Here is a 24,859-nt window from a genome sequence, read left to right as displayed (position 1 = left end):
TGTGGTACTAAAACGGATTTTCTTCTACTGCTTTCTCTAGTTCTTTTGCCATTGCAACGAACTCGTCAGCGGTCATTTCTTTCATGTAAACCAACCCGTGAGTTGCTCTCACCAATGGATGATCATTTTCGTAGAAGAAGTTTTTACCCAACAAGAGTTGAATTTGCTTTAATTGCTGTACCCAAACTTTTTGAGTCAGCTCATTAAATTTGCCATCGTACTCATAACTTGGGAATGATGCATTTACCTGGCTCATGTAACATTCGGTAAACGAATTCTCCAATACATCAAGAGCATTTAAGGATACCGGCACAATATAATCGGCATCTGCCGGATGATACTTGAACCAAACATTTCTGTATCCAATAATTCTCAATTTAGAAAGATCCTCTTCTTCTCCCCACTCCTTAACAGCTCCTGCAATTGCTTGCAAAACTTTATAGTGAGTATCCGGTCCACTTCCTTCTGGATCCATAGCCAAACTGATAGTAGTTGGCTTGTACTTTCTAAACTCTTCCAAAACTGGAAGCATATCTCTGTTCTTTTCAGGAAGTTCAGTAAAAATATCTCCCTTATAGAATCCTAAGCGCAAATGGTGAACATTGTTAACAGGAACACCAAAGTGACCCCATACCAATTCTTCCTCGAACTCACGAACCATACCCTTCATTTTCTGAACCTCTGGTGAGTTCTTTCCACCATCGTAAGCACTTTCCAGCTCGCCAATTACGCTTGCAATCACTTTATTTAAATGGAACTTATCCTGTACTTTCCAAATTCCTACTATCGATCTGATCACACGGTGACACAGACCTCTACGTTTGCCATTCTCGTTACGCTCAGCAACTGAATTCAAAAAGTGAGAAACATCCTTATCCCATTTTTTACTATATCCTACTTCAAAGAAATCAGGATATTCCAACATCTGAACCTGACCTTTTGCAATAAATTCCTGACACTCTTTTAAAACGCCAATAATAAATCCATTGGTAACTGCTGTAAAACCAGAAGTCAATACCGAGAAATGAATTTCGTTACTAGCCGAACGCATCTGACGATTCGTGTAAGGCATAATTCCCAACATGATATCATCATGATGAGGACCTGTATGATAAATTACCTCATCGTTATCAGCTTTCATTCCTTTTTCAAGCTTATTTTGAATTGCATCGATAACCAACTGTACGGTATCTTCACTTAAATTAGGAATTTGGCTTGCATATGGATCTGCTTTTAAATCTTCAAGCGTTAGGTGATGTCCATATTTATTAAGCTTCTGACACAAATCGATTACTGCTTTTTCAGTTTTTGTTTGTGTCCACTCACCGTCTTTGTAATATTGATTTACACTATCAGTAAGCTTACATGCAGCACCCGTTGTCAGGTAAAAACGGCTGTTTTTCTGACGTTGAAGTACTGAAGCAGGATAAACTGCATCAGGCTCAGTTTCCAATGAACCTTTTACGATATCTGCCTTAGCTTCACCTGCTGCAAATATGATTGAAACAGCATCTTTATCGTGAGTAATGGTATCCAAACCAATGGTAATTACCAATCGGTTTCTCGATACTTCAATTCCTCCTAAATCACCAGCCGCAACTGCCTGTGTTTCGAAGTTAGTTTTGGTTAATCGTGTAGTTGAATAATGATCCGATCCACGCGTGTTAAAAGCAATGTGACCATCAGGACCAATTCCTCCTAAGAAGAAACCAATTCCACCTTTTTCGCGAATCTTCTGTTCATATTGAGTACACCAATTGTCAATCATGAAGATTGAGTCTTGCTGCATTTTCTCAACTTCACTTGTTGCCTCACGGTAACGAAGCGACAAATCGATATTGTAATCCGGGAAAACCTCAAGGAATGATTTGTTATCTACCAAAGGTATTTCCTCAGAGTTAATCAACAATGCATTGTCTTTATTCAATCCAAATCCTTCGATATAATACTTCATCACATAGTTGTAAAAACTATTGTGTTGACGAGGATCAATTGGATAAAACTCATCGATTTGTACAAATTGTAATCCACTCAAATCAGGCTTAGCCATATCGCCTAAACCGTATTGTGAACGGATTTCTATTCCTTTCTCATTGTTCCAGTTTTCCAACAAAAACTGGGTGTATTTGATAAAATATTCAGGAGTTTTACCCGTAGGTAAACTAATTACTCCATTAGGGTTTTGCTCCGCCCATTCCAAAAAGCGTAGCGAGGTCATCAATCCTAATTTTGGGAAATTATCAACCGTAACATATGGAATTTGGGTTGTTATTTCCTGCATTCCTGATAATTCATAGAATGCTTGCTCTACTCTTGATTCAAATCTTTTTTCCATTTCTCTCTAATAAATCTTTTTCGGCTGAATCTCCACCACACAAGGAGAAAACGGCTTGTTATCTATGAGTTAGCTAATATTACACACAATTTTAGGCAGACAACTCCTTACAATACTGATTCACCACCTGATTCATCTCTTCGAACTGATCTTCCATGCTTATTAGCAATTTATACTGAGCATGAGTTCGAATTAGATTGTGTTCCGGCGATTTCACTTTGTAATAATTGTCTCCATCTATATAATCCATAAGGAATCTTAACACCTGTTCGTAGGTAATGTACTTGGCAGAGAAAGCAAGGTATTCCAACTCTTTTTCAGTTAGGAACGAAATTGTTTCTCCCAAATAACCTTTTGTATAAGCTGTGAAGATTTCCATGTCCATGCTTACGTTATCCAAGTTTTCATCATCCTCCAAACCTGTATTTGTATATGATCTCATTGCATCACCATAATCATTCAATACTGTACTATTCAAAACAGTATCCAAATCGATAACACATAGATCATTTCCATCCTGATCGAAAAGAATGTTGTTGATTTTAGTATCGTTGTGAGTTACACGGGTAGGAATGGTTCCATTTTCAACCAATTCCCAAAACTTCAACATCTCCTCACGACGCGACTCAACCCATTCAATTTCCTTCTGTAAGTCTTTTTTTCTGCCTACAGGATCTTTCGCCAATACCTCATCCCATTGGTTAAAACGGAATCTGATATTGTGAAATCCTGGAAGAATATCAACCAAAGGCTCTTTCATATCGGCCAACATCGCCTGGAATTTTCCAATTCCTTTTCCTCCTGCGAATGCCAATTCTGGACTATCAGCAGCTTCATAAGTAATATTGTCCTTAATGAACATGCATACCGTCCAATAATCATTATTTTCATCTGCAAAATAAGGAAGCCCTTCTTCAGTAACATTAATAGTCATTGCTTCGCGACTAGTATCTCCTCCCGCTGCTTTTATCTTTGCTTTCAGATGAGCCGTTACTTTTAGAATATTCCCCATCATTCCAGGAACATCCTTGAAAATATTGGTATTCTTTCTTTGTAGTATATAATTTGGTGATTCTTCTCCCTCTGTAGTGATCAGAAAAGTATCATTAATAAATCCTTCACCTAATGGCTTAATATCCTCGATCTTTCCCTCCAATACGAATTTCGAAGCAACATCAAACAATTTCTCCTTCATAATTTATCTTTAAATGGCGTATCTTAATGCAACACCTATTTTCAATTTATTTCGTTCTTACTTTATGTCCTTTTATCCCATAGTATAAAATGTATAGGAAACATGGTACACAAATCCAATATGCATTTTGTCCTCCTACAGCATCTTTAACAAATCCATAAACGGTAGGAATAATTGCACCACCCACAATTGCAATTACCATTAAAGATGATCCTGCCTTTGTAAACTTACCCAAGTCAGTCATAGCTAAAGGCCAAAGTGCAGGCCACATCAATGAACATCCCAAAGCCATAAATACAATGAAGAAAATAGACCATTCTGCAGGAACCAATACAACCATTAGAGAACCGAATAAAGCAGCAATTGCACAAATTTTAAGTGCAGCAGCCTGACTAATATATTTAGGGATAAAGATGATACCACAGATATAACCAATCACCATTCCAACCGGGGCAATCCAAGCATAAAATTCAGGATTTGCCAATCCTAAGCTTTCTGCATAATCCACCAATGTTCCTAGAGATACTGTTTCAACTCCTACATATAGGAACAAAGCAAATACTCCTAAAAGTAAGTGAGGAAATTGCCATACTGATGTTTTATTTGCTGCATATGGACATTCTTCGGCAGAATTTTCATCTTCCCCAGCAGCTTTCACCTCAGGAAGTTTAGCCGCCATGGCCAACACGCCTAATAAAATAAAAATCGCAATAATGATATAGAAAGGAACATTGATATCGGTAAGTGCAACATCATTTACTTCTTTACCAATTACCAATGCCAAGAATAAAGGTGCAATAGGCCAAGCCAATTTATTGGCAACCCCCATATAACTCATTCTTTTTGCAGCACTTTCCATTGGGCCCAAAATGGTGATGTACGGATTTACAGAAGCCTGCAAGAAAGTATTTCCCATTCCACTAATAAATGATGCCAACAAAAACAAAGGAAGACTTTCCATTTGAGCCGATGGAATAAACAAATAGAAACCAAGAGCAAACATCAAAAACGACAATGCCATTGTTTTCTTATAGCCTATCTTCCCAATTACCAAAGATGCTGGATAGCCAAAAATTAAGAATGCAGAAAAAGTTGCTGCAATAACCAAATATGATTCTGCAGACGATATTCCTAATGTTTTATTCAATAAAGGAACGATATAACTATTAATTCCTAAAGCAAAACCAATTGCAAAAAACATCACCCCTACAACGATCAATGGGATCATGAACTTCTTGGTTCCTGAGTCTGTTGCTTGTATACTCACCATAACAATAAATTTATTTTCAATTAATGATTTCTTATAATTTAACGCTAACGGTTTCTTTCCAACTAGTCATATCTCACATCCCAGAAACCATGTACTTACAATATTATTCCCAAAGTTTCGAAGGGTAAACACCTTTCTCAATCAACGTATTAATCGCATTTTGTGCCTTTTCCTTATCTTCTTTATAAGTCACTCCAAACCACTGAGCATCCGATTTCAACACCTTAATCTGAGTATCTCCTGATTCAATAATTTCAGCTACAACAGAAGGAATAAAGAATTCAGACTTCAACTGATCACCTTTCTCTTGAAGGAAAGTTTTAAACTGAGAATCCAAATGATCGAAAAGTTTAGGAGTAAATCCCCAGAAGTTCATCGATACCGTTGCATCCTCAGAAAGTGGATACCATTTTTCATCTTCCAGGTATGCAATATTTTCTGGTAGTTTTTCGATATGAGTTCTTTCAACAACAGTTTCCAAGTGATCATTTTCATTGGTAGCGCAAACTCCTCTTGATACAGAACCATTCTCTGAAATTGTGTTCGCCAACTGATAACCAACCATGCAGTTTTCCTGATCACTAATTGAATTTCTTAAGTAATCAGCAATGGTTTGAAAAGCTTCCACTCCATAATAATCATCGGCATTGATTACGGCAAAAGGCTCTTTAATACAATCCTTAGCCATTAAAATAGCATGCCCAGTTCCCCATGGTTTCTCTCTTTCAGGATTATATGTTGTTCCTTCCGGTACCTTAAATATTTCCTGATTCACGTAATCCACATCAATCTTACCAGCTAACTTTGCATTAAACAATTCCTTAAATTCTTTTTCAAAACTCTCTCGAATTACAAATACAATTTTTCCAAAGCCTGCCTTTATTGCATCGTGAATTGAATAATCAATAATGGTCTCATTGGATGGTCCAATTGGATCCATCTGTTTCAATCCGCCATATCGACTTCCCATTCCTGCTGCTAATACTAATAATGTTGGTTTCATGAGTTTTTTCTTTTGTATCGATTATCACACGAAACTTCTCGGTAATTTTAATTAATAAGCTGTCTTTGCTGCTACCATTAAAACTTACCAGTTCGTTTCATCTGTATTTTTTATATTTATTCTTAAGATGTTAGCATAAAGAAATTGATTCCCGCAGAACACTACTACTACAATTGAACATTAAACCAAAGTTTAACCATGCGGGAATCAATAATTTCTCTATTAATCTAAACTTAAAACACTTCTCATCACATTTGCCATTGTTCCCATTAATGCTGAATCATCCAACAAATCGGAACAAACCAATTCCGTTTCAGAACTAATTCTACTCATGGCATATTTATTCATCGACATGGTAACAGGATCAATTACAAACTTGCCTGCATGTGCAATTTTGCCTCCAATAATTACCATTTCTGGATTCAACAAATGAATCAATGTAACCAGACCTTTACCCAAATACTCACACATTTGGTTCAACTGATCTATCGCGAACTGATCTCCTTGCAATATGGCTTCCACCACTGCTCTTAGATCAATCTTTCTATTTTCCTTTTTGTAACTAGCCAAAAGAGTTGGCTGTCCATTATCAACTGCCTCTCTGATATTCTTTACCAATATCTTTCCTGAAGTTAAGGTCTCCAGACATCCAATTTTGCCACAATAACAAAGCTTGCCTTCCGGATCAATTAAAATGTGACCAAATTCCCCTGCAAAACCATTTTTACCAGAGTGAAGTTCACCATTCAAAATCATTCCAAGACCAATACCATTACTTAAATTTAAGCACAGTACATTCTCCTTGTCAATTGCTTTACCAAACGCTTTCTCTCCCAAGGCCATCGTTCGAGCATCATTGTCAAGCAATACATTTATGCCTAGCCTATCTCCTAAAACACGAGCCAAACCATTTTCAGCTACCGAAAGGTGAGTATGGCTTAATCCTTGCTTGGCATCAACCAAACCTGGAATCGAAATTCCCACAGCAAGATACTTTTCCCTTGGTATTCCCAATTGGGAAATCATTGACTCTATCTTTTCTATCAAAGAGTTTAAGTACTCATCACTATTCTCAAGGTCAAAATACTTTGTCTCCTCTCTAAAAATTTGCTTATTCGATAAATCAAACACAGCCAAATTCAAAGTATGTAAATTGATATCCACACCAATTACATATTGATACTCAGAATTTATACAAAACAAATTTGGACGACGACCTCCTATTGATTCCCCCACACCATTATCCAGTAGCATTCCATAGCCCATTAAATCATCAACCAATGAAGCTACCAATGGTTGACTCATTTTAACAGCCTTTACAATTTCAGCAATTGATGCAGCACCATTATAATAAAGGTGTCGAACAATTTTGCGATACTGTTCTTGTTTTCTTTTTACAGAATTAGCTACACCCTGTAGGTTCTTTTCATATAGAAATTGTGGTCTCAAACGTTTTTCTTCTATTATAGGTTTGTAATCTGATGGTAAAATTACAATTTATTTTTTCAAATAAGCAATTCTTTTATAATTTTTTTTAAAAGTAATGTATATTGATTTTAAAGCAGAAAAATTTAGGAAATTGAACGATTAGGGATATAAAAAAGAAAAAGGGCCGTTTAAAGGACCCTTAATCAAAGAAAACCAATTAATTATGCTATTAAAACCAAAATCCCGGGACACCACTCCCAATTTTTGGGAAACCATTAAAAATGATTTCGCATAGGTAATTACAAGTGGCGGGCCAAAAATCCTTTCACTCTAGCTATGTGGTACTTATGGAAATATCATGTAAATTCTTCGTATCAAAAGTGTCCGATTGTATCACATCTAATGTTCGCAAACGAACAAAAAAAAGAGGACTGAACGTCCTCTTTGCATTTTTTAATAATAAGTTTGATCTCCAGAGCTGCTCTTTCCATGAATCCAAATCTCACCATTTCGCAAGTAAAGCTTCTTGTCTCCTTTTTTATTTCCAGCTCTTAAATTTCCCGAAGATGCCACCAAATCAAAACTCAATTGATCATGATCATTTCTTAATTTCAAATCAACATTACCAGAAGTTGTATAAAAGAATGATTCTCCAACCAATAACAAATTATTACCTTCAATATCGCCAGAACTAGCAGTTAAATGCAGATATACTTTCGAATTATTAATCTCCATACTACCTGAGCTCGATACATTCTTTAATCTTCCAACCAAATTATCAATTTCAATATCCCCCGAAGTAGTTCTTGAAGAAATATCTCCTTCAATATATTTAAATTCTAAATCTCCAGATGACGCCTGAGTAGATATGTTACCAACTACCTCCTTAATTTCCTGATCCCCTGAAGTAGATTCCATCTCTAAATTACCGATAAGATTTTTTACAGAGATTTCGCCAGAAGAAGTTACTAAATCCAAATCGCCTTTTATTTTTTGCATACCAACATCACCCGAACTAGTGCGTATTGAGTTGTATTGGGAAACAAGGCCTTCACAATAGACATCTCCTGATGAATTTTTTACCAGTACTTTAGTATCTGCAGGAACTTTAAACTGCAATTTCGATTCAATTCTTCCACTAAAAGAAAACGGAGAATCAATCCAAACTATCAATTTATCACCAGCTACATCATATTTTATTTCAAACTTCTTGCCTCCAAATGACGATCCTTTTATTTCACCATCAAATTTTACATCAGTTCTATCACTTCCTATAATTTCGACATCGCAAAAAGAGCCTTTAACTTCAAGTTTATTGATACCATCAAACACCTTGTGTTCTTCTGCATAAATAGACTGTGAAAAAGAATTCACCGAAGAAAGCAGGAATAAACTAAATAACGCCAATTGTATAAATCTCATTTTTGTTTTCATTTCTAGTATATTTTTTAGGATGAATGAGTAAATTCAAGAACAATATATATGACGCTCAATAAGCATGATTAGTTACAGTCAAAAGCATTAGCTTATAAAATCAATTTCACTATTTAGAATCTTTTTAAATTAATTACTATATTTGCCCATTCAAAATGTAATATATGAATTCAAATACAGATCAAAAGAACAAACTTCACACAACCAATATTCTTGAAAACAAAGAAATATCGCCAGGCGTGTATGTTTTGAAATTCAAGAAAATTAAAGATTTTAAAGCAGGACAGTATGTTGGTTTGACAACCGATTTAAGTGTAACTCCAAGACTATATACCATTGCTAGTGGAATTCACGATGATGAAGTAAACATCCTGTATAACCTAAAAGATGATGGATGGCTTACTCCAAGACTTAGTGAGATTAAACCAGGAACAGAATTATTTGTTACTGATCCTGACGGTGATTTTATTGATGATACATCTCCTGCATGGTGGATTGCATCAGGAACAGGAATTGCACCCTTTTCATCCATGTTCCGATCAGGATTAAAAGAAAACAAAACGCTTATTCATGGTGGTAGATTTACTCATTCATTCTATTTTGAAAATGAGTTCTTACCCGAATTGGGTGAAAAATATATTCGCTGTTGCTCTCAAGAATCTGGTGATGGTTTGTATAATGGAAGATTAACCCGATATTTGCAGGATATTCCAGAGCTCCCAAAAAATTGTAGATTCTTTTTATGTGGTAGCCCTGAAATGGTAGTTGAAGTTCGCGATTTACTTATTAGCAGAGGTGTGGAATACAATAAAATTGTGGCTGAAATCTACTTTTAATCTTATTAATACTGAAGAATGGGGAAAGAGATTCTATTAGGAAAAAGTTTGAATGAATTAACTCAGGTAGTTAAAGATTTAGGACTGCCAAAGTTTACTGCCAAACAAATTGCCGATTGGTTGTACAAAAAAGATGTAACAGAAATCGACCAGATGAGCAACTTGTCTTTAAAGGCAAGAACTGCCTTAAAGGAAAAGTACGATTTTGGAACAACTGCTTCAACTAAAGTACAAGAATCGGTTGATGGCACAAAGAAATATCTTTACCCAACCAACCACGAGAACAAATTTATCGAAACAGCTTACATTCCAGACAGCGATAGAAACACCTTGTGTGTATCCTCACAAGTTGGATGTAAAATGGGATGTTTGTTTTGCATGACAGGAAAACAAGGATTCCAAGGACAGTTGACGAGTGGCGAAATCATTAATCAAATTCGAAGCTACCAGAAAGAGAAAAGCTTACCAATATCGTATACATGGGTATGGGAGAACCTCTTGATAATGTTCCTGAGGTCCTAAAGTCTCTTGAAATTTTGACTTCGGATTATGGCATGGCTATGAGCCCAAGAAGAATTACCGTATCCACCATTGGAATTATCCCGGGTATGGTTGAATTTCTTGACAATAGTGAATGCCACCTTGCAGTTAGTTTACACTCTCCTTTCGACGATGAGAGAAAGAAATTAATGCCTGTACAAAATGTTTATCCAATTAAGGATGTACTAAAAATCATTAAGGATTTCGATTTTGGCAGACAAAGAAGAGTTTCTTTTGAGTATATCATGTTCAAGGGAATTAATGATACACCGAGACATGTAAAGGAACTTTGTAGAATATTGGATGGTATCAAATGTCGAATCAATTTGATTCGTTTCCATCCTATTCCTAACACTCCACTGGATGGATCCGATGATCAAACCATTGAATTCTTCAAAGACCAATTGAATAAAAAGGGAATTACAACTACAATTCGAAGATCAAGAGGATTGGATATTTTTGCAGCTTGCGGATTGTTATCAACCAAAGAGCTAATAAAGCAACAAGAGAAAGATTTTTAATCCTATAGATATAAGAACAAAAAATCCTGCCAATCGGCAGGATTTTTTTATATCATTTATTGTGTTTTATCTTTCACTAGATGCCCTTACCAATAAATCGGCATGAACAACAACTTCCTTCACTTCCTTAGCTCCTGGTTTATTTTCCATTTGGTCAAATAAAAGTTTTGCAGCTTCTCGTCCAACTTGCTTAGGATTTTGATCCATAGTCGACATAGATGGTTCCATATAACGTGAACGACGGCTATTTGAAAACCCTACCACTGCAACTTCTTCAGGAATCTTAAGACCCAATTCTTTAGCCGCTGCTATTGCTCCAATTGCCAATTCATCATTAATGGCAAAAAAAGCATCTGGTCGGTTTGAACGCTTTAAAAGCTCCAATGAAGCACTCTTGGCATCTTCAACCGTAAAATCACATCTTGAAATCAAGGTTTCATCAACTGCCATATCCTTATCTTCCAAAGCCTTTTTATAACCTCTCATACGGTTTCTACCAAAAAGCATATACTCAGGACCAGTTAAGAATGCAATTCGCTTAGCACCTCCTTCAATAAGGTGAGTTACTGCCGAATGAGCTGCCGCAGCATCATCTGCCACCACTTTCGATACCTCTAGTTCTTTTGATGTTCTATCGAAAAGCACCATTGGCACACCCATATCCTGAATTTTATGAATATGATCGTATGTATTTGTTGCTCGGGATAAAGAAAGGATAATTCCATCCATTCTCATATTTAGGAATCCGTTTACGTTCTTCTCTTCTTTTTCCATTGTCTCATTTGAAGAACTCACGAAAACCTGATAACCAAATTCGTCAGCAACCTGCTCAATCCCTTTTACAACCGATGCGTAAAAAGAACTTACAATCTGTGGCACAACAACCCCAATAGTGTTCGACTTTTGAGTTTTCAAAGCAACAGCCAATGGATTTGGTTGATACTTCAACTCTTTAGCCAATTTCTGAACAGCCTCTCTTGTTTGTAAACTGATTTCAGGATTGTTTTTTAAAGCTCGGGATACGGTTGAAACAGAAATATTCAGTTTTTCTGCAATATCCTTAATGGTTACAGGTCTATTTGCCATAGTACAAATTTTTATCTTATTTCAATAAATCAGATTGGGAGTCATTAATATAATGACTTTTATCTGTTTATCCAACAACACACAAAGATAGTATAAATTAATTAGGAGATATATTTGCTTACACACTTTTTCACCCAATTTACCTAAGTGTTTTCACTCATTATTCATTATATAATGATGGTATAACATTAATTTAATCTCGAAATGCAATTTAACCCACACTCCTAAATCTTACTTGATTTAATCACCATCAATTTTTCTCTTGTCATTTCCTGCATTGAATAAGGAATTCCTCCTACTCCAATTCCAGAAGCATCTCTTCCTCCAAATGGCATCCAATCTACACGGAATGCAGTATGATCATTAATTGTTACAGTTGATGCATTAAACTGGTTAACTGCATTCAATGCTTTATCGATATTTGAGGTAAACACTGCCGCCTGAAATGCCAAAGGCAATGAATTCGATAAATCAATGGCCTCTTGCATGTCTTTATAACTGTAAACACAAATCACAGGTCCGAACACCTCCAATTTCGATACTTTGGAAGTTTGGCATGCATTCAACAATACAGTTGGCTCGTAACAAGTTTCCGATATCTTATTTCCTCCGCATAATAATTTTGCTCCATCGGCTACAGCTTCCTTCACCCATTCGTCAACACGGTCTACTTCATAGGTTTCAATGAGCGGTCCCACTTCTGTTTGTGGATCCAACGGATCCCCAACTTTTAGTTTTTTAGCTATCTCAACCAATTGATCACAAAACTGATCCACAATTCCCTCCTGAACAAAAACACGTTGCACCGAAACACAAACCTGTCCCGCATGATAAAATCCACCTTTGGCCAAAGCAGGAATGGTTTCCTCCAGATTGGCATCCGATTCTACAATCACAGGTGCTGATCCTCCATGCTCTAAGGCACATCTGGTACCTGCTGCCAATTTCGAACGCAAGCTCCATCCCACCTCAGCGGAACCAATAAAGGACAGATAATTCACCCTTTCATCCTTTACCAAATTCTCAGCATTGGTTCTGTCGCAAACTACTACCTCTACCCAATCGGCAGGTAAACCAGCTTCCTTCAGCATTTTCACCAATTCGATTGCCGACATTGGCGTACTGGTATCAGGCTTAATTAAAACAGGACAACCTACTGCAAAAGCAGGAATTACCTGGTGAACTGCCAAGTTCAATGGATGATTAAACGCACTAATACTCAAAACCACACCAATGGGTTCGCGCATGGTAAATCCCCAACGGTTTATCGATGCCGCTGTAGTCCCCATAGGAATTTGTTCGCCTTTCATTTGACCGATATGCTCAATGGCCAACTGCACTCCATTTATAGCTCGCAAAACCTCAACCTTACTGTCCTGATATGGTTTACCTCCCTCGGCAGCAGCTATTTTAGTCAATTCCTCAACACGAGTTTGCATGATGGCTTTGGTCTTTTCCAAAATTTCGATGCGTTCATAAGGTTTTAACCATCTTGATTTATCCTGAAAAAGAGCATATGCATTAGCAATTTTTTCTTCCACTTGCTGACTGTTGAGCACAGGAATTTCCTTGATCAAGCTGCCATCAAATGGTGAATTTACTTTTATAGTGTTCATTGTATGTGTGTTTATATTTTTGCCTACACAAAATACAAGTTTTTGTCCTGATTACCCCCCAATCTCCCCAAAGTTTTTCGGGACTAAATTTTGCTTTAATCGCATAAAATCGCTGAAAGAAAGCTTCAAAGCACTACTTTTGTTGTTCTCAAAATTCACACACAGAAATTTCATGAAAAATCTAAATAAGAATCTTAAACATTTACGCATTAGAAAAAGACTATCGCAAAGCAGACTTTCTGCTCGCATAGGAATTGGAGCCTCATCAATTAGCTCCTACGAACAAAAAAGAAGTACTCCAAAAATATCTACCCTTTTAAAGTATTCCGATTATTTCAACAGAAATCTTGATGAGTTGGTGAAATCGGATATTGCGCAAGAAGAGAAGGAAAAGAAACAAGACACAAAAGGAGAAAACCTGAGAATTCTTCCCATTTTGGTGGATGAAAAGAACGACGAGATGATTTCTTTGGTTCCTGTTAAGGCTGCAGCCGGATATTTAAATGGCCACTCGGATGCCGAATTCATTAGCGAGCTGCCAAACTTTAGAATGCCATTTGCCGAACTATCGGAAAACAAAACCTATCGTGCATTCCAAATTGAGGGAGAAAGCATGTTGCCAGTACCTGCAGGATCATACATTATTTGCGAGTATGTGCAAGATTGGGAGTTGATTAAAAACAACACCAGCCATATTGTGGTGACTACCGAAGATGGCATTGTGTACAAACGCGTGGTAAAGGATTTTGATAACAATCAATTGCTATTGAACTCCGATAATAAAGAATACCTATCCTTCGAGGTAAGCCTGAATCAAGTGGTAGAGGTATGGAAGGCATTGGGATTTGTTTCTTTTCAGCTGCCGTAATATAACAACGAGCTATCTACATATAACATGTCAAGCATCTCAAAGATGCTAGACATGTAAAACCAATCATTTATTATATAAGCAACAGCTCCTAACAGCCTACATGTTACTTTCCTGTTATTTTTTCATTTAGGAGTACCAGCGAATCATTTTTTTTCTACTTTTGATTGCTTTTATTCATTCTAAATAAAAAAAATAATGAACTCAATTGCTTCTTCAAGTAATTATAAGGGCGTACTTTACGCAATGGTCACTGCATTTTTATGGGGCTTTCTTCCCATTTTTTTAAAGGTGGCCCTTAAGGATATCGATCCCATCAGCATTGTATGGTTTCGATTCTCTTTTGCCTTTTTGGTCTTGTTTATCTACTACCTGATAAGCGATCGAAAGCAGTTGAACATTATCAAACGTCCACCTCTTTTGCTCATAATTGCAGCAATTGGCTTGGGGATAAACTACATTGGATTCTTAAAAGGCTTGAATTATACCAGTCCGAGCAATGCACAAATTATCATACAAAGCGGCCCCATTATGCTGGCGCTGGCTGGAGTTTTTTTCTTTAAAGAAAAGCTGAACCTAAAACAAATGGCTGGTTTTGGAATTGCAGGCATTGGTTTGTTCCTGTTCTACCGCACCCAACTGCAGACCTTTATTCACGATACCAATACTTTTAACCTTGGCTTTTTCTGGGTTGAGCTAGGGGCAGTCACATGGTACTGTATGCCGTTTTGCAAAAGAAATTGGTTCAACAACATCCTGCACAGGTTTTGAATATGGTACTGTATGGAATTCCAGCTTTGATTTACACGCCTATGGCCGATATTTCTGCTTTCCAGGGTTTGGATTTTAAAACCTGGGCCATTGTGGTATTTCTTGGTGTAAACACTTTAGTTGCTTATGGATCTATTGCTCTTGCATTTAAGTATACCGAGGCCTACAAGGTGAGCATTATCGTAACCCTTAACCCAATTATTACCCTTATTACCATGTCGGTTCTTACATCCCTTCAGGTAAGCTGGATACAGCCAGAAAGCATGACACTTTACTCGATAATTGGTGCGATTTTGGTTCTTGGTGGTGCGGTTACTGCGGTATTTTTCTCGAGGAAGAAGAAGAAAAGAGTGCTCGCAGAGGTATCAAAATAAATTTGTCGCAAAAGGTAGGATGAGGTTATCATCCTACACATGATCCCGAGGCTCAATATGAATGGTTGCCGCAAAACCAAATTTCCTTTTGATTTTCTTTTCAATTTCGGTGGAAATGTCGTGCCCTTTTTTTATCGACATATCGTGTGGCAGTTTGATATGGAAGGTTATCTCGGTATGGTCGCCATAAGAATGAACATGGAAATGATGCGGATTGATGGCATGCGGATAGACCTCCTCGCAAGTTTTCTTCAAATCCTCTAACAATTGCTGATCGGGACTTTCGCCCAAAATGGAATGAATGGAATCCCTGATGATTTCGTAGGCTGCATAACCAATCATGAAGGCAACAATCATCCCCAATGCACCATCTATCCACCAGAAATATTTCCCTACAAAAATACCTACCAAAATAACCAATGATGATATGGCATCGCTACGATGGTGCCATCCATCGGCCTTTAGTACTTTCGAGTTGGTTTTGCGAGCGCCATAAAAGGCAAACTGTGCAAGGGCTTCCTTCACCACAATGGAAACAATCATAACCACAATGGCAATGGTTCCGAACTGCGATGATTCACCATCTTTTAAAGTATGATAGGATTCCAATACGAAATCGAAGGCTACCAGCAGTAACAGAATCCCAATAATAAAGGCACTAATTAAATCGGCCCTACCGTGTCCAAAAGGATGATCATCGTCGGCAGGTTTTTTCGAAATTTTCGCTCCTATTAATACAATAACAGAGCTCAAACTATCAGACAAAGTATGCCATGCATCTGCAATAATAGCAATGGATCCAGTAACCAATCCGGCCCAATACTTTATAATAAAGAGTACAATATTTCCTATAATGGATAGCCACCCTTCGGTTTCGGCCCAATTCGATTTATTCAGCTCAAATTTCATCCGTTCATAATTTTCTCGCATGTCGTGCCGATGGCTATTGAAGTAATAATTATTTCAATCCTACTCGTTTTATCATACGATCTGATAGTCAAAGCCCCAAAAATAATAATTTTATACCATTTATGTTTCGAAATAATTAAGGTATAATGCAGTCCCTATCAAATTCTGAATCAAAATACCAATCGGTATCAGGCTAACCTTCCGTCTACTTTCATCAATTGTGAATCTGCCAATTTGGTTTGCTTTTTCTTATCGATATAAAAATCGATTCTTCCCAAAGCAATTCCGGCCCAACCTACCTGGTTGATAATTACCTCTTCGCCATCCAGGTTTTTCACTCGTTCTGGTTTTTCCAATAAAGTATGGGAGTGACCGCCTAAAATCACATCAACGCCTCTGGTTTGCTTGGCAAATTCCATATCGGAATCTTCACCAATATTGCTGGTATGTCCCATATGTGAAAGACAAACTACCAAATCGCAATGATTCTCTTCTTTCAGGATTCGAACCATATCCTTAGCGACATCCACCGGATCGATATAAGTAATGGTTTCGCGGTTTTGAGGTTCCACATAACCAGTAAGATCAACACCCAGACCAAAAACACCAATCTTAAGCTCTCCCTTTTCAAAGATCTGGTATGGAGGAATTTTACCTTCCAAATCGGTTCCGCTAAAATCGTAATTGGCATTTAGCAAAGGAAAATTACGGTTCTTTATTTGCGAGGTAATCCCCTTAATACCATTGTCGAACTCATGGTTTCCAATATTACCGGCATCGTAACCAATTTTCGACATCAATTTGTATTCTGCTTCTCCTTTAAAAAAGTTAAAATATGGCGTTCCCTGAAAAACATCACCACAATCCAATAGCAATACATGCTCCTCTTCTCTTCTTATCTTTTTACCAAAGCATTCAATCGGGCAAAACCACCCAATCCACCATATTTTGGATCCTTTTCCGGGAATGGCTCAATGCGCGAATGCAAATCGTTGGTATGCAATAAGGTAATTTTATGCTTGCTGATCGAAGCTGCAAAAAGCGATTTGGTAAATAATCCACTACTTAAAAATGCCCCGGTTAAACCCAATTTCGTAATAAATTCTCTTCTATTCCACATTGTAAATCCTCCCATCAAGTTTAGCCGATATTTTTTCTCCCTTATTGTGTTTCTCGCTCATGTATTTAATGATTTCCGAACGCAACAATCGGTGCATGTGTCGGAATGTTTTGCGTTGTTCGAAGGCGGTAAATCCGCCGCCACCATTCACCAGGTAGTCAACACTCATAACATGGTATATTTTCGTTGGCTCAACTGGCTTTCCATCCACAAGAATGTTTACCGCTTTTCTGTTTTTAATTCCCATTTTAACTCCACTTACGCCTTCGCCACCAAAGTAAGCAACGCGATGAAGCAATTCCACCAACTGTTTGCCTTCCATTCCAACAATTACCAACTTGTTTTTAAAAGGTAACATTTCGTATACCCTTCCGGTAGATATTTCTCCCTTCGAGAGTGAGGTTCTGATTCCTCCCATGTTCAACAAGGCCACATCAACCCCATGCTTTAATTGCTGATCAGCACAAAAATCGTTACCAATTTCGAACATGGCATCGGCAAGAAAGTTGGATAGCAGGCCTTCTGGTTTATCCGTAAGCATATCCATTTCAGCAAAGGATATTATGGTATTCATCTCTCCATCCAACTGGTGTTTGTACGAATTAATCAAGTTAAAAAAACTGGTATCCTTTGTCGATATGGCATCCAGATCGGCATTAATGGTGTAATGTGATTCTACCTTTTCGGCAGATGATTTTGATGTTACTGCACATGAACAAAATAGGGCAGCAATCAAAACAATAAAGAGTGATTTGATTAAGTTTTTTCTCATGTTTAAAATAAAATACACCTTAGTCTTTTATTGACTAATAAAATTATAAATATTCGATTATCATCTGCTAACAATCGACAATATCAATCAGAATAATATCCTCTGATATCATTTATAAAATGGTTTATTGTTATCTGATTCCACTAAAGAATCAATAGAATTGATCTATTAAAAATCAATTGTAAGCTGCATGGGTTCCGATTCATCCACTCTATTCGATACAGTCAGACCTATTAATCGAATACTATTCTTGAGCTCATCCTGATCGAGAAGCTCTTCTGCATTTTTCTGAATCATCTCGAAACCCTCAAATACCCCAAATAGGGTTCTGCTTCGAGTTTCCTGCTCGAAGTTACTATATTTTAGCTTTAAAGTTAAGGTTCTGCCTCTAAATCCACTTTTTTCTAGTCTGCGAACCAATGATTCTGTCGTTTTTCTCAGGTCTTTTTTAATCTCCTGGGTATCGATTAAATCATTTCGATAGGTATGTTCAGTTCCAACCGATTTCCTGATTCGGTTCGGGTTTACAGGTCGATCATCAATCCCTCTGGCAATATTGTAATAATAAGTTCCATGCTTGCCAAACAATCTGCTTAAATCCAAAAGACTTCTTTCTTTTAAGTCTTTTCCTCTAAAAATGCCAAGTTTATGCATTTTTTCAGCAGTAACTTTACCTACACCGTAAAATTTGTCAATTTGCAAATCGTTGATAAAACTCTCGATATTTTTGGGAGGAATCACGAACAACCCATCGGGCTTATTTACATCAGAAGCTATTTTAGCCAAAAATTTGTTTACCGATATTCCCGCAGAAGCTGTCAAACTAGTCTCCTCTTTAATTCGAGCTTTAATTTCCTGGGCAATTAAGGTAGCTGACGGCAGATTTTTTTTGTTGTGGGTAACATCCAAAAATGCCTCATCGATGGACAGCGGTTCTACCAAATCGGTATACTCGTAAAAAATGCTCATGATTTGGTTGGAAACCTCCTTGTAACGATCATGGCGACCACGAACGAAGATTAAATGTGGACAGCGCTTTTTTGCAATTTTTGAAGGCATAGCAGAACGAACTCCAAACTTACGCGCTTCGTAACTTGCAGCCGCAACAACTCCCCTATCTCCATCACCTCCAACAGCTATGGGTTTATTGCGCAATTCAGGATTATCCCTTTGCTCAACCGAAGCAAAAAAGGCATCCATATCAATGTGAATTATCTTTCGAATGTCTTCCATATTTCCAGTGCAAATATTTGAATAATCATGGGGCAATCAAAAAATAATCGCTGCCATTTTTGTAATTTTACGCCCAATTTCAAATTATACAAGCAAGTCAATAGAAAGTGAATAAAATCAAAGATCTTACATCAGGAAATATATTTACGCAAATTGTAAAATTGGCAATTCCAATCATTGCCACTTCATTTGTGCAAATGTCCTATAACATGACGGATATGGCTTGGCTAGGGCATGTTGGAAAGGAAACGGTTAGTGCAGTTGGAATGGCTCTTTACCTGGTTTGGTTTGGATCTTCATTAATGTATATTACCAAAATAGGCGCGAGGTAGGAATATCTCAATCAATTGGTAGAAAAAATCTCGATGATGCCAAGTCATTTGCTAAAAATGCTTTCAGTTTGTCTTTGATAATATCAACCGCATTTGCTGCAATTGTATGGATTTTTGCTCACCCAATTATCAGTGCATTTAATATTGAGAGTGAATTTGTAAATCAGACAGCAGTTGATTACCTAAGATTCGTTTCCTTTGGTATGCCATTTACTTTTTCTAACATTAGTATTTCGGGCATATACAATGGAATTGGCAACACTCGTACTCCTTTTATTGTAAACTCCATTGGCTTGTTTTTAAATATTATTCTTGATCCAATTTTGATTTTTGGTTGGGGAGATATTCCTGCTTTAGGAGCAATAGGTGCTGCAATTGCGACTGTTGGTTCACAATTCTTGGTGTTTGTGATCTTTATTTACAATCTGCATATCAGACAAAATCCTCTAAACATTAAACACTATTTGGGCAAAATTCAAAAAAAATTTTTGCAACCAATTCTTAAAGTTGGTGGTCCTGTTGCCTTGCAGTCGGTTTGTTTTGCTTTCTTGGCTATGATATTAGCTCGGGTTTTGAATAACATTGTTGGAGGAGATGAAAGCCCCTTTGCCGTCCAAGCCATTGGGGGCCAAATTGAGGCATTATCATGGATGACAGCTTTGGGTTTTTCAACAGCTTTGGGAACATTCACCGGTCAGAATTTTGGTGCGGGCAAATGGGATAGAATCCAAAAAGGTTTTTTCACTACGCTGGGAATTGCTGCTTTTATTGGAGTCATTAGTACAATTCTTTTCTTCTTTTTTGGAGAGGCTATTTTTGGCCTATTCATGAGCCAAGAAGAGGAAAAAGTAATTCAAATGGGGGTTGTTTATTTAATTATTTTAAGTTTCTCTCAAATCTTAATGTGTGTTGAAATCACTGCTACAGGAGCTTTCAATGGAATAGGAAGGGCGATTCCTCCAGCTATCGTTGGTATTTCGGGCAATGTATTACGTATCCCCTTAGCTTTCTTTTTAAGTTACACCTTAATAGATTTCCTGCCCAAATTTAGTCAGCTAATTAGTCCTGATACCATTATTGCTACAGGAGTTTGGTGGGGATTAACTTTATCTAGCATATTAAAGGGAAGTGTATTGTTCTTATGGTTTTTACTCATACTTTACAAACATCCTGAAAACAATCATCCTTTGCCTTTTCAAAAATTCTGGATTCGAATTTTACCAAGCAGATTGCGTCAAACATCAATTGTAATTAATCAATTAAAAGATGAAACGTCCATGAGTAAATAATTATTAACTCACGCACTGGAATGATTATTTACTCATAGTAATTTACATCCTACAAAAACATGAAAAATAAACGGATGAACAAATTAAAAAGGGAGCTCAAGGTTACCGAAGATGGTTCTCATACATTTTATATGCCCGACTTGGATGAGCATTATCACTCTACCCATGGGGCGATTCAGGAATCGATGCATATTTTCCTGAATGCAGGATTTCATTTCGCACAACCGGAACCATTACACATTCTGGAAATTGGATTTGGAACAGGATTAAATTGTTTTTTAACGGTAACAGAGGCTGAAAAACAGAAGAGAAAAGTAATTTATCACTCTATAGAGCTCTACCCTCTTGAAAAAGAATTAATAGAGAACTTAAACTATGCCGAACAAACCAATAAGGAAGCTTCGGAAATGTTCCAAAAATTGCATTCCTGTGAGTGGAATATCGATGTGCAAATCAATGAGAATTTCACCTTGCATAAACTTCAGGGAGATTTAATTGAATTCAATTTTCCATCAAAATATGATTTGGTTTACTTCGATGCATTTGCACCAGACGTGCAACCAGATTTATGGAGTCAGGCTATTTTTGAGAAAATTTATCAGGCCACAAATTCAGAAGCCATACTTACCACCTACTGTACTAAAGGAATTGTGAAAAGAGCCTTACGTGCTGCCGGTTTTAAGGTAAAACGACTTCCCGGCCCTCCTGGAAAAAGAGAAATGTTACGAGCCACCCGAATCGATGATTTTGAACCGATAAAAACGGCCGAACAATTGTAAAAAAAACTTAATTTCATATGCAGTTTCGCATATGTGAAGGAAAAGCCTTACCTTAGTCGATCTTTATGATCATACTAATCATAAATCAAAAAGCAAGTAACAAAATAATTATATAAAATGAAGTACACAGAAGAACAAGACAAAGTAAGCTACTGCCTTGGTTTAAGCATTGCTAGCAACTTAATTACATCAGGAGTAAAAACCATTAGCACTGAGCCATTCATGGAAGCTCTTGATGCTGCATTCAATGGTAAAATGCCAGAACTTTCTCCAGATGAAGCAAACAAAATCCTTCAAGAATATTTCACTAAAGTTCAAGAAGAGCAAGCTAATGTAGCAATCGAAGCTGGAAAAAAATTCTTATCGGAAAATGCTAAAAAAGAAGGTGTAACTGCTCTTGAAAGTGGTCTTCAGTATGAAATCATTACAGAAGGTAATGGTGATTTACCAAAAGGTACTGATAGCGTAAAATGTCACTACCACGGTACTTTAATTGATGGAACTGTTTTCGATAGCTCTGTTAACAGAGGCGAGCCTGCTACATTCCCAGTGAATGGTGTAATTGCAGGATGGGTTGAAGCTCTTCAATTAATGCCTGTTGGATCGAAATGGAAATTATATGTTCCTTCTGGTTTAGCTTACGGAGCACAAGGTGCTGGTAACTTAATCGGTCCTCACACAACTCTTATTTTTGAAGTTGAGTTGTTAGAAATAGTTTAATAATTAACCAAAATACAACGCAAAATGAAACTAAAAGCATTGTCTCTTGCACTTGGATTAGGTGCTATGACCCTTGTTTCTTGTAACCAAAATGGAAATAAGGATGTAGCCTTAAATAATCAAATTGATTCTGTTAGTTACGCTATTGGTATTAACTTCGGAACAAACCTAAAGAAAAGCAACATCACTGAATTTAACGAAGCAGCTATCCTTGCTGGTATTTATGATGTGATTGATGGTGATTCTTTGAAAATTGAATTGCGTGAAAGTGGTTCTGTAATTAACACTTACATGAGAGCTCTTCAAGCAAAAGTTGGTGAAGAAAATATTGCTAAAGGCGAAAAATTCTTATCTGAGAATGCTAAAAAAGAAGGTATTATTACTACTGCTAGTGGATTACAATACCGAGTAATTACTGAAGGTACTGGTGAAAAACCAGCTGCTACAGATCAGGTAAAAGTTCACTACCGTGGAACAACTATCGATGGTAAAGAGTTTGATTCTTCTTTCAAAAGAAATCAACCAGCTACTTTTGCTGCAAACCGTGTAATCAAAGGTTGGACTGAAGCTCTTCAGTTAATGCCTGTTGGTTCTAAATACGAATTGTTCATTCCTGCTAATTTGGCTTATGGTCCTCGTGGTGCAGGTGGTGATATAGGTCCAAACGAAACTTTGATTTTCGAAGTTGAACTTCTGGAAATTGTAAAACCAGCAGAACCTAAAAAATAATTGACCTGTAGTTTCAGGACGATATATTAAAAACAGAACCCCTTTTGATAAAAATCGAAAGGGGTTTTTTGCCCCTTAGCTGTTTCAAAAAACTTAAGTCTCATTTCCAAGTTCTTATTCATATCACAGGTTGACAATTTTTTAAGCCCATATCTTTTTTTTAGATTTGCATACTTTTGCAACTACCAAGACGAAGTTGTAAATTTAAAATCTTGTTTTCGCCTTTTGAAAACTAATTAAACTGTATAATAACCAATAAAATAAATAGTCATGTACGCTGAAATTCATACCGAAAAAGGAGTAATGAAAGTAGAATTCTACGAAAAAGACGCTCCAAAAACTGTTGAAAATTTTGTAAACCTATCGGAATCCGGATTTTACGACGGACTAAATTTCCACCGTGTAATTCCTAGCTTTGTTATTCAAGGTGGTTGTCCTGATGGAACTGGTGCTGGTGGACCAGGTTATTCAATCGACTGCGAATTGGATGGAGACAACCAATATCACGACAGAGGAGTTCTTTCTATGGCACACGCTGGTAGAAACACAGGTGGATCGCAATTTTTCATTTGCCACAACCGCGACAACACTTCTCACCTTGACAGAAACCATACTTGTTTTGGTAAAGTGGTTGAAGGTCTTGATGTGATTGATGACATCCGCGCTGGCGACAAAATCGAAAAAATTGTAATCATTAAAGAGTAATTCCTAAAAGATAATTAGATACAGATGAATTTTGAAATCAACGGAAAAGTAATCGTTAAAGATGATACTCAACAAATTAGCGATCGCTTTAAGAAAAGAGAGTTTGTAATTGAAGTAGAAAATGAAAGAAATTCAGAATGGAACGATTTCATTAAATTCCAATTAACTCAAGACAGATGTGACCTTTTGGAACCAATTTCTTTGAACGAAGAAATTAAAGTTTCTTTTAACATTCGCGGTCGCAAATGGGAAAAAGATGGAAATGTAAACTACTTCTCTAATTTGGAAGCTTGGAGAATTGAGAAAGTACAAGCTGAAGCAGGAATTCCAGAAATGCCAGAATTTACTGCAGATGATATACCACCTGCTCCAGAAGAAGATGATCTTCCTTTTTAATTGAAAATATACAAACCCATTCCAATCGGAGTGGGTTTTTTCATTGGCTTAAGTGAATAATCTTTTTTCGTATCTACTTTTACAAAAAAACTGCCCTTCGAATGAAGAACAGTTTATCGTCAAAAAAATTATTGAAAAATCCGGTCGGCACCGGCTGTGTTTGAACTTACCTAAAGTGAATATACTTATTCACAATTCTATCGAATGCTGCCAAAGAAGCCATGGCAACTACAACAATATAAACAATTACAGGAACCTTCGACAAGCTAACAAAAACTCCATTCAACAATTGATTAATTGGCGTTAGAAATAATTTATCTAGTTGTGTAAAAAATGGATGTTCGAAATCACTAACTATTGTTCTTACGTCAGTTCCAAGCAATATTATTGCTAAAACTACTAATAAACCAATAATTCCTAACCACTGCTTTCTTGATCTAATTTGTTTTACCTCAATTGGTTTTGCCAACCAATCTTGCATTACGTCATCCATCACCTTGTTGGTGAACCTCTCTGATGGTTCTTCCAACTCTACATCTTTCATTAAATTCTTAATGAATTGGTCTTTATAGATATCTTCTTGCTTGTTCATGGTTTT

General features: G+C 36.9%; 27 protein-coding genes. 13 read left to right on the top strand and 14 right to left on the bottom strand.

Annotated elements, in window-relative coordinates:
- Nucleotides 1-7 precede the first annotated feature (7 nt).
- The 6 genes from JCM15579_RS03730 to JCM15579_RS03705 all read right to left on the bottom strand — a co-directional run bounded on the left by JCM15579_RS03730 (nt 8) and on the right by JCM15579_RS03705 (nt 8,665).
- Nucleotides 8-2,335 (bottom strand): 6-phosphogluconolactonase, encoded by a 2,328-nt coding sequence (locus JCM15579_RS03730; protein ID WP_054715931.1) that lies wholly within the window; start codon nt 2,333-2,335, stop codon nt 8-10.
- Nucleotides 2,336-2,426: 91 nt separating this feature from the next.
- A complete protein-coding gene (locus JCM15579_RS03725; protein WP_054715928.1) occupies nt 2,427-3,530 on the bottom strand; it encodes a phosphotransferase enzyme family protein in 1,104 nt (367 codons plus the stop codon).
- Between the two features lie 46 nt (nt 3,531-3,576).
- On the bottom strand, nt 3,577-4,800 hold the full coding sequence (gene gluP / locus JCM15579_RS03720; protein ID WP_218186049.1) for a glucose/galactose MFS transporter: 1,224 nt from the start codon (nt 4,798-4,800) through the stop codon (nt 3,577-3,579).
- Between the two features lie 103 nt (nt 4,801-4,903).
- Nucleotides 4,904-5,803, bottom strand: a complete 900-nt coding sequence (locus JCM15579_RS03715; protein WP_054715922.1) for a nucleotidyltransferase family protein — start codon at nt 5,801-5,803, stop codon at nt 4,904-4,906.
- 222 nt (nt 5,804-6,025) lie between these two features.
- Entirely contained in the window at nt 6,026-7,252 is a 1,227-nt protein-coding gene (locus JCM15579_RS03710) for an ROK family protein (protein ID WP_054715920.1), read from the bottom strand.
- Between the two features lie 432 nt (nt 7,253-7,684).
- Nucleotides 7,685-8,665, bottom strand: a complete 981-nt coding sequence (locus JCM15579_RS03705; RefSeq protein WP_054715917.1) for a DUF4097 family beta strand repeat-containing protein — start codon at nt 8,663-8,665, stop codon at nt 7,685-7,687.
- A 164-nt stretch (nt 8,666-8,829) separates the two neighbouring features.
- Here JCM15579_RS03705 and JCM15579_RS03700 point away from each other — a divergent pair, with 164 nt between their 5' ends.
- Genes JCM15579_RS03700 through JCM15579_RS21260 form a run of 3 tightly spaced genes read left to right on the top strand, consistent with a single transcriptional unit; the run spans nt 8,830 to nt 10,562 of the window.
- Nucleotides 8,830-9,501: a ferredoxin--NADP reductase gene (locus tag JCM15579_RS03700; RefSeq protein ID WP_054715914.1), complete on the top strand. Its 672-nt coding sequence runs from the start codon at nt 8,830-8,832 to the stop codon at nt 9,499-9,501.
- An 18-nt stretch (nt 9,502-9,519) separates the two neighbouring features.
- Entirely contained in the window at nt 9,520-10,023 is a 504-nt protein-coding gene (locus JCM15579_RS21265) for a hypothetical protein (RefSeq protein ID WP_245625813.1), read from the top strand.
- Nucleotides 9,987-10,562, top strand: coding sequence for a radical SAM protein (locus JCM15579_RS21260; protein WP_245625812.1), 576 nt, complete (start codon nt 9,987-9,989; stop codon nt 10,560-10,562). The genes JCM15579_RS21265 and JCM15579_RS21260 overlap by 37 nt, the downstream gene beginning before the upstream one ends.
- Nucleotides 10,563-10,628: 66 nt before the next feature.
- Here JCM15579_RS21260 and JCM15579_RS03690 read toward each other — a convergent pair whose 3' ends face one another.
- Together JCM15579_RS03690 and JCM15579_RS03685 are read right to left on the bottom strand one after the other, a co-directional pair.
- Nucleotides 10,629-11,648, bottom strand: a complete 1,020-nt coding sequence (locus JCM15579_RS03690; protein ID WP_054715911.1) for a LacI family DNA-binding transcriptional regulator — start codon at nt 11,646-11,648, stop codon at nt 10,629-10,631.
- Between the two features lie 224 nt (nt 11,649-11,872).
- Nucleotides 11,873-13,264: an aldehyde dehydrogenase family protein gene (locus JCM15579_RS03685; RefSeq protein WP_054715907.1), complete on the bottom strand. Its 1,392-nt coding sequence runs from the start codon at nt 13,262-13,264 to the stop codon at nt 11,873-11,875.
- Nucleotides 13,265-13,436: 172 nt separating this feature from the next.
- On the opposite strand from JCM15579_RS03685, the gene JCM15579_RS03680 reads away from it, so the two are divergent.
- From JCM15579_RS03680 to JCM15579_RS03670, 3 genes are all read left to right on the top strand, one after another.
- Entirely contained in the window at nt 13,437-14,132 is a 696-nt protein-coding gene (locus JCM15579_RS03680; protein WP_083464516.1) for an XRE family transcriptional regulator, read from the top strand.
- Nucleotides 14,133-14,330: 198 nt separating this feature from the next.
- A complete protein-coding gene (locus tag JCM15579_RS03675; RefSeq protein ID WP_054715904.1) occupies nt 14,331-14,903 on the top strand; it encodes a DMT family transporter in 573 nt (190 codons plus the stop codon).
- The gene (locus JCM15579_RS03670) at nt 14,843-15,277 is read left to right on the top strand and encodes an EamA family transporter (RefSeq protein WP_083464515.1); all 435 of its coding nucleotides are present in this window, start codon (nt 14,843-14,845) and stop codon (nt 15,275-15,277) included. The genes JCM15579_RS03675 and JCM15579_RS03670 overlap by 61 nt, the downstream gene beginning before the upstream one ends.
- Before the next feature lie 33 nt (nt 15,278-15,310).
- Here JCM15579_RS03670 and JCM15579_RS03665 read toward each other — a convergent pair whose 3' ends face one another.
- From JCM15579_RS03665 to dinB, 5 genes are all read right to left on the bottom strand, one after another.
- Nucleotides 15,311-16,186, bottom strand: coding sequence for a cation diffusion facilitator family transporter (locus JCM15579_RS03665; RefSeq protein WP_054716409.1), 876 nt, complete (start codon nt 16,184-16,186; stop codon nt 15,311-15,313).
- 188 nt (nt 16,187-16,374) lie between these two features.
- Entirely contained in the window at nt 16,375-17,061 is a 687-nt protein-coding gene (locus JCM15579_RS03660) for a bifunctional metallophosphatase/5'-nucleotidase (RefSeq protein WP_218186048.1), read from the bottom strand.
- A 20-nt stretch (nt 17,062-17,081) separates the two neighbouring features.
- Complete coding sequence (locus JCM15579_RS20600; RefSeq protein WP_218186047.1) at nt 17,082-17,321, bottom strand: hypothetical protein; 240 nt, start codon at nt 17,319-17,321, stop codon at nt 17,082-17,084.
- Complete coding sequence (locus JCM15579_RS03655; RefSeq protein WP_054715897.1) at nt 17,296-18,078, bottom strand: 5'-nucleotidase C-terminal domain-containing protein; 783 nt, start codon at nt 18,076-18,078, stop codon at nt 17,296-17,298. Before JCM15579_RS03655 ends, JCM15579_RS20600 begins: the two co-directional genes overlap by 26 nt.
- 168 nt (nt 18,079-18,246) lie before the next feature.
- On the bottom strand, nt 18,247-19,311 hold the full coding sequence (gene dinB / locus JCM15579_RS03650) for a DNA polymerase IV (protein WP_054715894.1): 1,065 nt from the start codon (nt 19,309-19,311) through the stop codon (nt 18,247-18,249).
- 107 nt (nt 19,312-19,418) lie between these two features.
- On the opposite strand from dinB, the gene JCM15579_RS21755 reads away from it, so the two are divergent.
- The 7 genes from JCM15579_RS21755 to JCM15579_RS03615 all read left to right on the top strand — a co-directional run bounded on the left by JCM15579_RS21755 (nt 19,419) and on the right by JCM15579_RS03615 (nt 24,261).
- Nucleotides 19,419-19,643: an MATE family efflux transporter gene (locus tag JCM15579_RS21755; protein WP_054715890.1), complete on the top strand. Its 225-nt coding sequence runs from the start codon at nt 19,419-19,421 to the stop codon at nt 19,641-19,643.
- Nucleotides 19,595-20,932: an MATE family efflux transporter gene (locus JCM15579_RS03640; RefSeq protein ID WP_083464514.1), complete on the top strand. Its 1,338-nt coding sequence runs from the start codon at nt 19,595-19,597 to the stop codon at nt 20,930-20,932. Before JCM15579_RS21755 ends, JCM15579_RS03640 begins: the two co-directional genes overlap by 49 nt.
- A gap of 74 nt (nt 20,933-21,006) precedes the next feature.
- Nucleotides 21,007-21,711: a tRNA (5-methylaminomethyl-2-thiouridine)(34)-methyltransferase MnmC2 gene (gene mnmC2 / locus JCM15579_RS03635; protein ID WP_218186046.1), complete on the top strand. Its 705-nt coding sequence runs from the start codon at nt 21,007-21,009 to the stop codon at nt 21,709-21,711.
- Between the two features lie 117 nt (nt 21,712-21,828).
- A complete protein-coding gene (gene bamJ / locus JCM15579_RS03630; protein WP_054715881.1) occupies nt 21,829-22,431 on the top strand; it encodes a BamJ family beta-barrel-assembly machinery protein in 603 nt (200 codons plus the stop codon).
- Nucleotides 22,432-22,455: 24 nt separating this feature from the next.
- The gene (gene bamJ / locus JCM15579_RS21255) at nt 22,456-23,160 is read left to right on the top strand and encodes a BamJ family beta-barrel-assembly machinery protein (protein WP_083464513.1); all 705 of its coding nucleotides are present in this window, start codon (nt 22,456-22,458) and stop codon (nt 23,158-23,160) included.
- 270 nt (nt 23,161-23,430) lie between these two features.
- Entirely contained in the window at nt 23,431-23,865 is a 435-nt protein-coding gene (locus JCM15579_RS03620) for a peptidylprolyl isomerase (RefSeq protein ID WP_054715878.1), read from the top strand.
- 24 nt (nt 23,866-23,889) lie between these two features.
- Complete coding sequence (locus JCM15579_RS03615; protein WP_054715875.1) at nt 23,890-24,261, top strand: DUF3127 domain-containing protein; 372 nt, start codon at nt 23,890-23,892, stop codon at nt 24,259-24,261.
- 166 nt (nt 24,262-24,427) lie between these two features.
- Here JCM15579_RS03615 and JCM15579_RS03610 read toward each other — a convergent pair whose 3' ends face one another.
- Nucleotides 24,428-24,853, bottom strand: coding sequence for a hypothetical protein (locus tag JCM15579_RS03610; RefSeq protein ID WP_054715872.1), 426 nt, complete (start codon nt 24,851-24,853; stop codon nt 24,428-24,430).
- Nucleotides 24,854-24,859 lie beyond the last annotated feature (6 nt).

It is taken from the genome of Marinifilum fragile JCM 15579, assembly GCF_001310955.1.
Classification (GTDB): Bacteria; Bacteroidota; Bacteroidia; order Bacteroidales; family Marinifilaceae; genus Marinifilum; species Marinifilum fragile.
Note: the sequence above shows the minus strand (reverse complement) of the source record. Positions and strands in the feature narration are given on the sequence as shown.